Here is a 14,784-nt window from a genome sequence, read left to right on the forward strand (position 1 = left end):
TATTGGTATCCAGGCTTACCAATAGGTAGATAAACTTGAGCTTAATTTTTTATTTTGCTAAAAAAATTATTATGTCACGTAGTTACAAAATTTTAAGCTCATTTTAATAAAAAATTTACTAAAATTTGTAGCTTTGAGGCTGTATTTAAGACTACAAATTCATTTAATACAAATATCGTCCGATAGTTAGATGGAAATGGTAGTCATTAATTAGTTTATTACTTCTATGGAAATGAATTGCATCATCCCGCCTAATGATGTGAGTCTAATAATTAAGCCTGTTTTATCTTCAATACTCATCAGCTTTTGCTATTTAGATTGACCTCCAATCCAAGGCTGAAAGGGTGCTGATTCAATTGTAAAAAGTTGCTGACTCGTTAGAACTAGCAACTTGGATTAGCGTTTAAGGAGATGTAATTAAATTGCATGGCCACAAAATATCCTAAATTTAACCAGGATCTCGCACAAGACCCGACTACACGTCGGATCTGGTATGCGATGGCTACGGGAAATGATTTTGAAAGCCATGATGGCATGACCGAGGAAAATCTTTACCAAAAGATTTTCGCTACTCATTTCGGTCACGTGGCAATCATATTTCTGTGGGCATCTAGTCTATTGTTCCACGTAGCTTGGCAAGGTAATTTTGAACAGTGGATTAAAGATCCGCTACATATTCGTCCAATCGCCCACGCGATTTGGGACCCTCACTTCGGTAAAGCAGCAATAGAAGCTTTTACCCAAGGGGGTGCTACTAATCCTGTTAACATTGCTTACTCTGGTGTCTACCACTGGTGGTACACCATTGGAATGCGGACAAACAATGACCTCTACCAAGGTTCAGTGTTCTTGTTGCTGTTAGCAGCATTGTTCTTGTTTGCTGGTTGGCTGCACTTGCAACCCAAGTATCGTCCCAGCTTGGCTTGGTTCAAGAGTGCTGAACCTCGTCTGAATCACCACTTAGCAGGTTTGTTTGGTGTTAGCTCTCTGGCTTGGGCTGGACATCTTATTCACGTTGCCATTCCCGAATCTCGCGGTCAGCATGTTGGTTGGAATAATTTTCTGACTACCTTACCTCACCCAGCAGGTTTAGCACCTTTCTGGAGGGGTGACTGGGGTGTATATGCCCAGAATCCTGATACAGCAGGACATCTGTTTGGCACATCTCAAGGGGCAGGGACAGCTATTCTGACTTTTTTGGGTGGCTTCCATCCCCAGACTGAATCGCTATGGTTGACCGATATGGCTCATCACCATTTAGCGATCGCAGTTATCTTTATAGTTGCCGGTCATCAGTACCGGACTAACTTCGGGATTGGTCACAGCATCAAAGAGATGCTCAACTCCAGAAAATTCTTTGGCATTCAAACCGAAGGTCAGTTCAACTTACCGCACCAAGGGCTGTACGACACCTATAATAACTCGCTGCACTTCCAGTTATCTATACACTTGGCAGCGTTGGGTACTGCTGCATCGTTAGTAGCACAGCACATGTACTCAATGCCTCCTTACGCCTTCATCGGTAAGGACTACACAACACAGGCGGCACTATACACTCATCACCAGTACATCGCTGGTTTCTTGATGATTGGTGCGTTCGCCCATGCCGGTATCTTCTGGGTTCGGGATTACGACCCAGAGCAGAATAAGGGTAACGTACTTGAGCGTGTACTTCAGCATAAAGAAGCGATTATTTCTCACCTGAGTTGGGTATCGTTATTCTTAGGCTTCCACACTCTGGGGTTATATGTCCACAACGATGTTGTAGTTGCTTTTGGTACTCCTGAAAAGCAAATTTTGATTGAGCCAGTGTTTGCTCAATTCATCCAATCTGCTCACGGGAAACTACTGTATGGGATGGATGCTTTATTATCCAACCCAGATAGCATTGCCTACACAGCTTGGCCCAACTACGGTAACACTTGGTTGCCAGGCTGGACAGAAGCGATCAACGCTGGCACAAACTCCCTATTCTTGACGATTGGGCCTGGAGATTTCCTGGTTCACCATGCGATCGCTTTAGGTTTGCATACCACCACCTTAATTTGTGTCAAGGGCGCATTGGATGCTCGTGGTACCAAATTGATGCCTGATAAAAAAGACTTCGGCTTCACCTTCCCCTGCGATGGGCCTGGTCGGGGCGGTACTTGCCAAACTTCCTCTTGGGAACAGTCTTTCTATCTCGCTATGTTCTGGATGCTGAATCTCCTTGGTTGGGTGACTTTCTATTGGCACTGGAAGCATCTCGGTGTTTGGCAAGGTAACGTCGCTCAGTTCAATGAGAACTCTACATATCTGATGGGTTGGTTCCGTGATTACCTCTGGGCTAACTCCGCTCAGTTGATTAACGGTTATAACCCCTACGGCGTGAATAACCTCTCTGTCTGGGCTTGGATGTTCCTCTTCGGACACCTGGTTTGGGCAACCGGTTTCATGTTCTTGATTAGCTGGCGTGGGTACTGGCAAGAGTTAATTGAAACTCTAGTCTGGGCACACGAACGTACTCCGTTGGCTAACTTAGTTCGTTGGAAAGATAAGCCTGTTGCTCTGTCTATTGTCCAGGGTTGGTTAGTAGGTCTAGCTCACTTCACAGTTGGCTACATCCTTACCTATGGAGCATTCCTGATAGCTTCAACTGCTAGTAAATTTGGTTGAAGTTTTTGATAGATATCCTCTGACTTAGCCATCTCCCCCTCTATACCGTCAGGTTAAAGGGGGATTTTTGTATATTGAAAGCAATTGAAAGCATTCGATATTATTGCAAGCTTATTCATAGTTCTATTGTGGATGATTATAAAAATAAACATAACTATTTTCTTGTGCCTCAGTCTCGATTTTACGAGATTGATACTAATCAGCAGTGTAAACACAAAAATTAAATATTAATCTAAATTCGCTTAAAGATAACTTGCAATTTCTTTAAACATACTTGTGTTTATAAACACACCTGAACTCAGAATTAATCTCAGCCTACAGGCAGAAGTTAGGTCAAGTAATATACAGTTACTTGGTAACTATAAAGAATAAATAATCGAACCACAAAAGGACAACCACTACAGCAAATGCTGCATCAAGCCCTTGAACAAAAGCAGCCTTACTTGATTTAGCTTTTTTATTCAAAACTTAGTTGAAAGGAGAGTTAATGATTTCACAGAACCTACAACAACAACCAAAGCCGCCGTTTCCTGAACAACAACAAGAAATGCCAGGACTAGAGTCACAGATGAACCCGAAGCCAGATTATGGCGAAAATTCTTATCGCGGTTCTGGAAAACTGCAAGGTAAAGCGGCTATTATCACAGGTGGCGATTCTGGCATTGGTCGAGCAGTGGCGCTTGCCTTCGCCCGCGAAGGTGCTGATGTGCTAATTGCTTATTTAAACGAAGAACTGGATGCAGAGGAAACCGTTCACATCGTCGAAAAAGAGGGGCGTAAGTGCGTCGCTGTTGCAGGCGATATCCAGCAAGAAGCGCAATGTCAAGAGATTATTGAGCGGGCGCAAAGTGAGTTCGGCAAAATCGATATTCTTGTTAACAACGCCGCTTTCCAGATGACGCGAGAAAGCCTTGATGAGATTTCGTCAGAGGAGTTCGATCGCACTTTCAAGACCAACATCTACGCGATGTTCTACCTGTGCAAAGCCGCAGTGCCGTACATGGAACCAGGTAGCGCCATCATCAATACTGCTTCCATCAATGCAGCCGAACCGAAGCCGAAGCTACTGGCGTATTCGGCAACCAAGGCAGCGATCGTAAACTTCACTGGTGGGTTAGCGCAGTTACTAGCTGAAAAGGGCATCCGAGTTAACGCTGTCGCACCGGGCCCCGTGTGGACACCGTTAATCCCGGCAACTATGCCAAAGGAACAGGTGACACAGTTCGGGCAACAGTACCCAATAAAGCGCCCCGCACAGCCAGGCGAACTTGCACCGGTATATGTGCTGCTAGCTTCTTCCGAAGCCAGTTATGTTTCAGGCGCGGTGATTCCCGTTACTGGCGGTCAGCCCGTTCTTCCATAGCGCTTTGCTTTGATGCCAATTTCTATCAGTCTCATTGCAGATGCTTCGGCTAAACCTGCCCAGGCATTTGCGGATCTGCCGAGAATGTGCTTTCAAATCAATTTAGTGGGGCGAAATCCAAGTCAATACCATTACCTTTAAAAAAGTCTCACGCCTTCAAGTTCTCGGCAGACTATCTATCAGCATAAAGCTGTACTCTGACATTCTGCTTTATGCCCAATAACAGATAAACGTACAAAAATCTTGTTTGAATGAAAAGTTATGGCTATTTCCCTGAAACCTCTCCGAAACCAAGTTGTTGTCATTACAGGTGCTTCTAGTGGTATTGGCTTAGTAACCGCTAGAATGGCGGCAAAACAGGGTGCAAAGCTTGTCCTGGCTGCACGAAATGAAGATGCTCTCCGCCAACTGGTTGATGAAATTCGTGGCAAAGGTGGGCAGGCGATCTATGTCGTAGCTGATGTTGGGCAAGAAGAAGATGTGAATCGCATCGCCGAAAAAGCGATCGCTGAATTTGGCGGTTTTGATACGTGGGTTAACAATGCAGGCGTATCGATCTTTGGTCGTTGTATGGATGTTTCAATCCCCGATATGAAACGGATGTTTGACACGAACTTTTGGGGCGTTGTCTATGGCTCTCGCGCTGCTGTAAACCATTTCAAACAGCGCAAAAGCGGCAGTGGGGCGTTAATCAATGTTGGCAGCTTTCTGGGCGATCGAGCGGTGGCGGTTCAGTCAACCTATTCGGCTGCAAAACATGCGCTACATGGTTGGACAGATGCTCTGCGAACAGAGTTAGAGGCTGAAGGCGCTCCTGTATCAGTAACATTGATTCACCCCGGACGGATTGACACTCCATACAACGAACATGCCCGTAGCTACATGCCAAAACAACCCGCACATCGCGGCATGATCTACCCACCCGAAGCGGTCGCTGAAGCAATTTTGTATGCCGCAGAACATCCGAAACGAGATATGTTCGTCGGTTTTCAAGCCAAGGCTCTGGCGGTGTTAGCTGGCATTTCACCACGGCTCACGGACAAGTTGATAGAGCTTTGGGCGTTTCCCTCGCAACAATCCGATCGCCCCTCGCGCGATCGAGAAGACAATGCACTCTATCGAGCTGGCTACGGTATGCATGAGCGGGGGACTCACCAAGGTTGGATTCGATCGGGCAGCCTCTACGTGAAGGCTGAGAAGCATCCTGTTACCACAACCATTATTGTTGTTGGTCTTAGCACCTTAATCTGGTGGTTTACATCGTTTGCGGTTTAAGTTCACTTGCTATAACTGCTAGAGGCGAATGGCACTAAGAAAAGGGAAAATCGTTGAGGCAGCAGGGGTGCAGAGGAGCACAGGAGCGGCGGAGAAAGAAGAAATTTTAGGCATTGCGTTCAGATATTTAGAAATTCCCCTCTGCCCCCCTGCTCCCCTGCCCCTGGAGCATCCCTACGCCGCTTACCTTTTAGCTTAACTTAGTGCCATTCCTGCTAGAGGCATTAATTCACTTTCCAATTGAGTGATAACAATAATGCCAAATTGAATAGTAGAGCTAAGGTAGCGATCGCATGATACTCAACATTATGTTTGTATTGTGTGAAGTTGCTGTTTGCCCCTCACTCATGCTTAATTTCTATTTGGAAATAATGGCTTTTTCAAGTCTAGTGCAGTACACTTTTAAAATCCGTTTGAAAGCTTATGAATTCTGGCAAAAAATCGGCTATCCAAATGGCAAGTCTGTAGAATATTGGTTTCAGGCTGAAAATGAGTTGATAAATTTTAAAATTTAACTTTATTCGCTAAATTAAGCTCTGAAAGTAACTGTTAGCAGCCGTTACTTGATTGATAAGGGTTTGAGCTATTTTCTACAGAAGTAAGTATCTAAGATGTAGCGCGTAGAATGCCACACATACAAGTGTTTTTGGAGTGTCTCTTGCGATACTAATCATTCGCACCCTTAATTGATGTCACCAAGCATTTATCGAACAGAATTCAGGAGTCAGAAGTCAGAATTCAGCAATGTTTTCTGACCGAAAAAGCGGATGAATAATCGGCGTTTTTGCACCCCCACCAAATTCCCAATTTGGTGGTCTTCTCTACGAGACGCAAGCGCGAACAATTCCTGCGCGGTCTGAATCCCCGACTGATTGATTCTGACTCCTGAATTCAGAATAGCTGAATTCTTCTTCAAGCAAATCAGTTGCACTTGCACTGGCAAACTTGACTTTATCTTCAGAATTGGCGTGATTGTAGGCAAAAATGCTATCTATCTAGCAATATTAAATGGATGGTTCCGTTATTCCCTGATATAATCTGATTTTAGTAATTTTCCTTTTGTTTGCTAATGATTATTGACTAATAAAGGATTTTAAAACATTTACTTAAACAATATAAATAAAATTTTCATGACAACCACTTTATCCTGTAACAGATTTATGATAGTTATTAGCGACCTAAATTTAATGCTTTTTTTTTAGATAACCTGGCAAAGATTAGTAATGTATATGCCATAATGTCACGAGCTAGGGGTACATAAACTTATTGTTATACTTCCGCACTGAAGTGCGGAGGTATCAGTATTGACTACAAAAAAATATAATGCTGCTAGCTCGATCCGTCGTTCATCGATCGGATAAAAACTCATGCTATATCCGGTAATCCAATATTGGGGTCTGGATTTAATCTATAGCAGGGGTTGATTGAGTTATGGATAAGGAGGAAATTTGATGAAATTGTTAGACTTGGAAAATACTGAGGTTAAATTAGCCTCTAAAACTGATAGTAACTTTGTGGACTTAACAGCAGCGCACCCCCGACCATTGTTAAAGCGATCGCACTGGCAAACTTTAAATGGGCTGTGGAAATTCGCATTTGATGACCAAGGAAAATGTGTCGAACCTAGCGATTTTAGCGAATGGTCTCATCATATAGAAGTTCCTTATGCGCCCGAATCTACCAAAAGTGGGATTAACGATCGCGGGTTTCATCCAAACTGCTGGTACGAGCGAGAATTTGAAACACCACCAGGGGACGGTAGATTAGTCTTACATTTCGGCGCTGTGGACTATCGCGCTCGTGTGTGGGTAAACGATAAATACATCGCCGAGCATGAAGGCGGACACACCTCTTTCAGTCTCGATATTACCCATGCCTTAAATGACAGCGGTACAACCAAGGTAACAGTGTGGGCGCAAGACGATCCGCACGACCTCGCCAAACCTCGTGGGAAACAGGATTGGCAATTGAAACCCCATAGTATTTGGTATCCTCGCACGAGCGGTATTTGGCAGACAGTCTGGCTGGAACGCGTAGGTGAGACTTATATCGGTAATCTTCGTTGGATTCCCGACTGCGAACGCTGGGAAATTGGGTTTGAAATTGGGCTGGCTGGTAATTTACCTACTTCAGGTGTCCAAATTAAAATTAAACTCAGCGCTGGCGATCGCGTGTTAGCAAGCGATACTTATGAAGTATTCAATGGGGAAATTTGCCGTCGCATTGTTCTGAGCGATCCGGGTATTGACGACTGCCGTAATGAATTACTGTGGAGTCCAGAAAAGCCGACGCTGATAGATGCCCAAATTCAGCTATGGCATAACGATCGTCTTTTAGATGAAGTGCAATCTTATACAGCGATGCGGACTGTTAGCATTCAGCGCGATCGCTTTATGCTCAACGGTCGCCCCTACTATCTCCGGCTAGTTCTCGACCAAGGGTATTGGCCGGAGACATTAATGACTCCACCCAGTGACGAAGCATTGCGGCGTGATGTAGAACTCGTCAAAGCTATGGGTTTTAACGGAGTACGCAAACACCAAAAAATTGAAGACCCCCGCTTTTTATATTGGGCAGACGTTTTAGGATTGTTAGTATGGGAGGAGATGCCCAGTGCTTACCGCTTCACCCCGAAAGCCGTGGAACGGATGACCCGTGAATGGACGGAAATCATCAAGCGAGATGTCAGCCATCCTTGTATTGTGGCGTGGGTGCCGTTTAATGAATCTTGGGGTGTGCCAAATTTGACTGAGACTGCGGCTCATCGTAACTACGTATTGGCAATGTATCATCTGACTAAGACTCTCGATCCGACTCGCCCAGTAATTGGTAACGATGGTTGGGAAAGTACAGATACCGACATCCTCGCTATTCACGACTATGACCGCCACCCTGAGCGATTAGCCCATCGTTACAGACCGGATATTCAGATATCGGATCTATTTGAGCGTAGCCGTCCTGGGGGGCGTATTCTTACGTTGGATAACTATCCCCACCAGGGACAACCAGTAATGTTGACCGAGTTTGGTGGTATTGCTTATGCCCCTGTTGACCAACCTAATGCCGATCAAGCTTGGGGATATGAAAACTGCTCGAATATCTCCGAATTACAAATGAAATACGCGGCTATCTTGGAAACCGTTAATAACATTGAGCTATTTAGCGGATTCTGTTACACCCAATTAACAGATACCTTTCAAGAAGCTAACGGTTTATTGTATGGCGATCGCACGCCGAAATTTCCCATTCAGGCAATCCGCGCAGCAACCCTCTCAGGACAAGGTTTATGTACTCCCACAAGCTGTTAAAGCCCGACGGACGCAAACTAAAGTTATACAGTCGCTACCCAATTACTAGTCAGTTAGAAGCCCCTAGCCCTAGTAATGAGCCAGTGCAAGCTAATCCCCACTTGCGCTGGCACCCCTTGCGGGGGGAATGGGTAGCTTATGCTAGTCACCGTCAAGGGCGGACATTCATGCCGCCCCCAGAATATAATCCCCTCGCACCTACCACCAACCCTGAGTTCCCAACGGAACTACCCCAAGGTAAGTATGACGTGGCAGTGTTCGATAACCGCTTTCCCTCAATGAGTCTGACAGCAAACAATCCACCTGATACCATCGTGGAAACGTTACCAGCTAATGGAGCGTGTGAGGTAGTGGTTTTTACTCAAGATGCCAGCGCCTCCTTGAGTTCTTTAGAGTTGGATCATCTAGATTTGCTATTGGAAGTGTGGGGCGATCGCACCCGCGAACTCGGACTAAATCCTGAAATTCAATATGTGCTGCCCTTTGAAAATAAAGGTGTAGAGGTAGGTGTAACATTGCACCATCCCCACGGGCAAATTTACGCCTATCCTTTTATACCGCCTGTTCCAGCGCGAATGCTGACAATGCAGCAGGAGTATTATGACAAACATCAGCGGGGTTTACTGCAAGACTTGATTCAGAAGGAGATTGCAGACGATCGACGGATTATTTATCAAGATGAGTATGCGATCGCATTTGTCCCGGTATGCGCTCGTTACCCCTATGAAGTTTGGATTGCTCCTAAAGAACCAGTTGGCACTTTTATGGATCTTACCCCACAGCAACGTTGGGGACTTGCTAAAGCGTTAAAAACTGTCACTCTCAAGTATGACGGCTTGTGGAATCGCCCGTTTCCTTACTTGATGGCTTGGTTCCAATCACCGACTGACGGTTTAGCGCATCCCGAAGCGCATTTACACGCCGAGTTTTTTCCACCATATCGGACAAGCGAAAGGCTAAAGTATCTGGCAGGAACCGAACTCGCAGCCGGGATGTTTGCCAATGATGCTTTACCAGAGGAGAAAGCGAAAGAGCTACAAGCTGTGGCTGTAGATATTGCAATGCCGATTTCCGCATAAAGAGAAAATAGGGAACTTAAAAAAGGTACATTTCATAAAGTGTGTTGGTCGCTGCTGTCTCAAACTCTGATTCCGTACTATTATCCGCCTGTGAATAGGGTTTGAGACGCGCTAACCTTGCCCCATTTTAATGCAGATTATGTTAATAACATTAGTCAGCAACCACTACCTTTAAGTTTAATTACATCTCTGACATCTGAACAACTACAACTTCCGTTTCAATAAATTCAGCCCCTCTGCACAATACGCTGCTGAAAAAGCACGACCAAAAGTAAGAAGCCACCACGGAGTACGAGCTGCCACCAAGGAGTAATGGTTCCCTCAAGATTTAAAAGATTATACATCATTCCTAGTAAAAGGACACCGACTAACGTCGGAAACACGCTCCCTTGACCTCCTGCGAGAAACGTTCCTCCCATAACGGTCGCAGCGATCGCATCTGTTTCCCAACCAAAGGCAGCCACAGGCTGACCCGCTCCTAAACGACCTGCGAGAATAATACCAGCAAGCCCTGAAAGCAACCCGCTAAATGTGTAGACTGCAAGCTTCACTTGGTTTGGGTTCACACCCATGAGTCGGGAGGCTTCCTCATTGTTGCCAATAGCGAATATGTGCAAACCTAATCGGCTTCTGTGCAGCATAAACCAAGCAGCAAAATATAAGAGTGCAACTATCAGCACGGGTACAGGAATCCAACCAATAAAGCCTCTACCCAGCCAAATAAATCCCGATGCTATCGATGATACAGCAACGGACTTTTCCTCGGTGATGCTCAACGCCAGCCCGCGTGCAGCGCTGGCAGTGAATAAGGTAACAACGAATGGCTGGAGTCGCGCACGCGATACAAGAAGACCATTGACTACACCAAGCAACGTGGTGCTAGCAATGCCACCGGCGATCGCCACAAAGCTTCCTTTTCCGGCAAGCATTGCGGCGACGACACCGCCCAAAGCAACCAGGGAACCCACGGACAGATCGATTCCTCCACTGAGAATCACGACAGTCATGCCCAGCGCCACGATCGCTAGCATACTATTCTGTCGCATGATGTTCATCAGATTAAGAGGTGTCAGGAAGGTTTCATAACGAAAGGATGCAAAAACAGCCAAACTAAGGAGCATGAGCAGCACGCCCTGGGATGTGATGAGCTTGGCAAAACGCCGCAAACCCGCAAGCGCAAGAGACTTTGTGGCAGCCATGACGCGTTAAACCTCCCTCGGTCGCTGCAAAAAAATGGCGAAAAGAATGATTACGGATTTCAACACTAATGACCAGGTAAAGGGAATTAGCAGCATATTGAAACTTGTGGAAATCACCTGCATGAGCAAAGCTCCGACAACAGTGCCGAGGACATTTGCCCGGCCGCCGGAGAAGGGCGTACCGCCAACAACAACAGCCGCGATCGCATCAAATTCCGCGTTGACACCAACCTTACTCGGATCGCCCATGCCCAGCCTCGCTGTCTCCACAAGTCCGGCAACCCCGGCAAGCAAGGCACTAATTATATAGACTATATATTTCACGCGCTCCGCACGGATACCCGCAAGCCGTGCAGCCTCCTCATTGCCGCCAACTGCAACGATATGACGGCCGAAAAGCGTAGAGCGGATACAGAAAAAAGCTCCTGCGATCGCTACTGCTGCAATTACAACTTGAATTGGTATAGAACCGAGATAACCCTTTCCCAGCGCTTCAAATGTCGGATTGACAAAAGGAACGAGCTTACCGTCCCCGATAACCTGAGCAATCCCCCGCCATAAGATCAGAGCCGCCAAGGTGGTAATTAAGGCATCAAGTTTCAGACCCGAAATCAGAAAGCCATTGATAAAACCAACCAACAGAGCCGCGCTCAAAGCGAACAAGATGGCAACAATCATCCCATACTTAATCAGCAATGCCACAATGACTGAAACCAATGCCATAGTAGAGCCAACCGTCAGGTCGATGCCACGGGAGGCGATCGCAAAGGTCATACCAACGGCAACCAACATTGTTGTGGATACTTGGAGCAACATATTTAATGTGTTGCTAACTGTTGCAAAACGCGGAGTAAAGACGGCGTTCGCAACATAGAGAATTAAGAGTGCCGCAAATGCACCGAAGTTTGGATTCCACAGGGTTCCCCAACCCCGATCGGACTTCTTGCTACTCATTTGAGTTTTGCTCTGTTTGGGATTGTCCACCGACGGCTTCCTGACGATTTGCACCTTCTGCCATTGCGTGCAGAATTGCCTTTATGTTCTTCTGCTCGCCACTGAGTTCAGCGATTGACTGCCCGTCACGCAAGACGACGACACGTTGCGAACCTTCAACCAACTCTTCCACTTCCGATGAAATCATCAGAACTCCCAGCCCTTGCTCTGCTAGTTCGGCAATTAGCTGCTGGATCTCGCGCTTTGCACCAACATCAATACCACGAGTCGGCTCATCGAGGAGAAGAAGTTTTGTATTCTTGCACAGCCATCGCGCCAGAAGCACCTTCTGCTGATTGCCGCCCGATAGTTCGTGGATCTTCTGCTCGGCGCTGGCGGCTTTGATATCAAGACGTTGCATGAAACGCTCTACAAGTTCGTTCTGTTGTTTCCTGGAAACGATGCCCCATTGTGTGAGGTTCGGTAAAGCAGCAAGCGTGAGGTTTTCGCGCACCGAAAGCTCAGGGATGATGCCGTCCGCCTTGCGATCCTCTGAAAGGAAAGCTATGCCAGCAGCGATCGCATCATGAGGATCGTCCAGGGATAAAAGACTACCTTCGAGTTTTACAGTTCCACCTTCAAGAGGTTCAGCCCCGAACAAGGCACGCACCGTTTCACTACGACCAGAGCCGAGCAAACCTGCAAGCCCAACGATTTCGCCATGCCGCATTTCAATGGAAACACCATTAAGCCGTTTTTTATATTTGAGAGCTTCCGCTTGCAGTAGCACTGGTTGACAAGGCGTGTTTTGCGACTGTCCTGAGAACGCCGTGACTCCTTTGCTCACCTCTTCGGGTTTACGACCTAGCATAAAACAAACGAGTTCCAGACGAGTGAGCGTGGACAGCGATCGCGTTACAATGTTGTGCCCATCACGCAATACTGTGACGCGATCGCACACGGCATAAAGTTCTTCAAAACGGTGGCTGACGTAGACAATGGATGTCCCTTCCGACTTTAGCCGCCGCATGACATCAAAAAGAACAGAAACTTCAGTTTCCGTAAGCGAACTTGTGGGTTCATCAAGGATCAGCACCCGCGCCCCAAAGGAGATGGCGCGGGCGATCGCCACCATCTGGCGATGGGCAATATTCAGCGAACCAACCACTGACTGCGGGTTGATATGCAACCCCAGGCGCTCTAGGATATCGGCTGCCCTAGCGTTCATCGCCCGTCTGTCAATGATGCCGAAGCGATGCGGCTCCCTGCCCAGAAATATATTCTCGGCAACAGTTCTCAAACCCACTAGTTGAATCTCCTGGTAGACGGCTACGATACCTGCCACCTGCGCTTCAGTCGGGTTTTGGAATGCAACGGTTTTCTGGTCGTACTCCATAACACCCGAGTCCCGTCGATAAGCCCCCGTCATAATCTTGATTAGCGTCGATTTGCCAGCGCCATTTTCTCCGACCAGTGCATGAATCTCGCCAGCCTTCAGTTCAAAATCCACATCCCAGAGCGCTGGTACGCCAGAAAAACTTTTTTTTATACCCGTCATGCACAGGACATTTCTAGTCGCCTGATTCATCGGCTTTACCCAGTTTTTATCTTCATTGCCGATAGTGGAGATCCTTCACTTCGCACTATAGTAATGTTTTTTGTCCATCGTGGAAGCTCAGGATATTTCTTTCTATTTTAGGGTGAGAACCAATACTGCTTGGTTAACGCTAAAAAATAAAAATGTGTAGCCCTGGAAATGTTGAGTAACACTAAAGTTCAACCCAACCTTGTATCTTAGGGAGCATCCCAATTTTGCCAAAAGACACAGGACTGGTGCAAAAACTCTCTAGAAACCTCTTTCCTTTGCGTTCTTCTCTGACGAGACGCTGCGCGAATGCGTCCTTTGCGGTTCGTTAAAATTTTCTTAATTACGAATTACGAATTACGAATTACGAATTGGTATTAGTATGCTTCATCTACAAAATCCTTAGCGTTGGTCACGTCAAAGAGTCTGTCCTTGAGAATAATCCGAGGAGGAATTTTCTTACCAGCAAAATACTCTTCCATCGTGGCGAAAACAAGTGAGCCAAAACGCGGGTTCGACTCGACACTAACACCAAGCTCACCACGAATTATCGCCTCAAGCGCCGCTTTCTGACCATCGATTGAACCGACCATCACATCCTTGCCAGGCTTCATACCTGCGGATTTGAGAGCCTGGATCGCACCCAATGCCATTTCGTCGTTGTGAGCATACACTGCGGTAATATCGGAACCCTTAGCCTGGATGATGTTTTCCATTACACGCTGCGCCGCAGCCCGCGAAAAATCCGCCGTCTGCGTGGCGATGATTTTCATGTTGGGATAACTGGCGATCGCATTACGAAACCCCTTAGCCCGATCAATTGCGACCGATGAACCGGCTGTTCCGGTAAGTTCCACGATGGATGCCTTGCCATTGCTTGCCTTAGCCAACCATTCGCCAACGCGGCGGCCTTGGGCGATAAAATCCGACCCCAGAAAGCTGACAAAATGTTCGCCTGGTCTTCCCGCCGCTTCACGGTCGATGAGAAAAACCGGTATTTTTGCCGCTCTGGCTGCTTCCAGGGCGGGCGTAAGACCCTCATACTCACGTGGTGCAAGAAATATGACATCAACTTGTCGTGCGATTAGATCCTCAATGTCGGCAAATTGCTTCGATGTCTGCCCCTGAGCATCCGTCATCAGAAAATCGTAAGTTTTTTTACGCTTGGCGGCTTCCTCCTTAATGCTGTTCGTTTCGGCAATGCGCCACGGGCCGATGTTCTCCGTCTGCGAAAATCCGACAATTTTTTTTGTTTTCTCGCGTATACAACCAGACAGCGAAAAAGCCGCAACAATAATCACAACGTAGGCGCTAAATACCAAGAACTTTGGCATATAAGCTCCGATACTTGAGCATCCAAAACAGGTTTTATTCTTCATTATTTGGA

The 14,784-nt window shown here is 46.6% G+C and carries 11 protein-coding genes; 6 read left to right on the plus strand and 5 right to left on the minus strand.

What is annotated here, in order from left to right; all coding sequences use genetic code 11:
* Window positions 1-426: 426 nt before the first annotated feature.
* The 4 genes from psaB (at window position 427) to V7K84_RS22155 (ending at window position 5,808) form a co-directional block, all read left to right on the plus strand.
* Window positions 427-2,655, plus strand: a complete 2,229-nt coding sequence (gene psaB, locus V7K84_RS22140) for a photosystem I core protein PsaB (RefSeq protein WP_334841199.1) — start codon at window positions 427-429, stop codon at window positions 2,653-2,655.
* A gap of 487 nt (window positions 2,656-3,142) precedes the next feature.
* The gene (locus tag V7K84_RS22145) at window positions 3,143-4,018 is read left to right on the plus strand and encodes an SDR family oxidoreductase (protein ID WP_334841201.1); all 876 of its coding nucleotides are present in this window, start codon (window positions 3,143-3,145) and stop codon (window positions 4,016-4,018) included.
* A 261-nt stretch (window positions 4,019-4,279) separates the two neighbouring features.
* Window positions 4,280-5,293: an SDR family oxidoreductase gene (locus V7K84_RS22150; protein WP_334841202.1), complete on the plus strand. Its 1,014-nt coding sequence runs from the start codon at window positions 4,280-4,282 to the stop codon at window positions 5,291-5,293.
* Window positions 5,294-5,664: 371 nt separating this feature from the next.
* Window positions 5,665-5,808, plus strand: coding sequence for a DUF2934 domain-containing protein (locus V7K84_RS22155; protein WP_334841203.1), 144 nt, complete (start codon window positions 5,665-5,667; stop codon window positions 5,806-5,808).
* A gap of 209 nt (window positions 5,809-6,017) precedes the next feature.
* Here the strand turns inward: V7K84_RS22155 and V7K84_RS22160 are convergent, their stop codons facing one another.
* Window positions 6,018-6,275 (minus strand): hypothetical protein, encoded by a 258-nt coding sequence (locus V7K84_RS22160; protein WP_334841205.1) that lies wholly within the window; start codon window positions 6,273-6,275, stop codon window positions 6,018-6,020.
* Between the two features lie 469 nt (window positions 6,276-6,744).
* On the opposite strand from V7K84_RS22160, the gene V7K84_RS22165 reads away from it, so the two are divergent.
* Window positions 6,745-8,601: a glycoside hydrolase family 2 protein gene (locus V7K84_RS22165; protein ID WP_334841207.1), complete on the plus strand. Its 1,857-nt coding sequence runs from the start codon at window positions 6,745-6,747 to the stop codon at window positions 8,599-8,601.
* Window positions 8,580-9,680, plus strand: a complete 1,101-nt coding sequence (gene galT / locus V7K84_RS22170; protein WP_334841209.1) for a galactose-1-phosphate uridylyltransferase — start codon at window positions 8,580-8,582, stop codon at window positions 9,678-9,680. The genes V7K84_RS22165 and galT overlap by 22 nt, the downstream gene beginning before the upstream one ends.
* Before the next feature lie 227 nt (window positions 9,681-9,907).
* Here the strand turns inward: galT and V7K84_RS22175 are convergent, their stop codons facing one another.
* From V7K84_RS22175 to V7K84_RS22190, 4 genes are all read right to left on the minus strand, one after another.
* On the minus strand, window positions 9,908-10,801 hold the full coding sequence (locus tag V7K84_RS22175) for an ABC transporter permease (protein WP_334841211.1): 894 nt from the start codon (window positions 10,799-10,801) through the stop codon (window positions 9,908-9,910).
* Window positions 10,802-10,885: 84 nt separating this feature from the next.
* Window positions 10,886-11,833, minus strand: a complete 948-nt coding sequence (locus tag V7K84_RS22180; RefSeq protein ID WP_334841212.1) for an ABC transporter permease — start codon at window positions 11,831-11,833, stop codon at window positions 10,886-10,888.
* The gene (locus tag V7K84_RS22185; RefSeq protein ID WP_334841214.1) at window positions 11,826-13,400 is read right to left on the minus strand and encodes a sugar ABC transporter ATP-binding protein; all 1,575 of its coding nucleotides are present in this window, start codon (window positions 13,398-13,400) and stop codon (window positions 11,826-11,828) included. The genes V7K84_RS22180 and V7K84_RS22185 overlap by 8 nt, the downstream gene beginning before the upstream one ends.
* Window positions 13,401-13,774: 374 nt before the next feature.
* A complete protein-coding gene (locus tag V7K84_RS22190; protein WP_334841216.1) occupies window positions 13,775-14,776 on the minus strand; it encodes an ABC transporter substrate-binding protein in 1,002 nt (333 codons plus the stop codon).
* Window positions 14,777-14,784: the final 8 nt, after the last annotated feature.

The organism is Nostoc sp., assembly GCF_036917315.1.
Lineage (GTDB): Bacteria > Cyanobacteriota > Cyanobacteriia > Cyanobacteriales > Nostocaceae > Nostoc.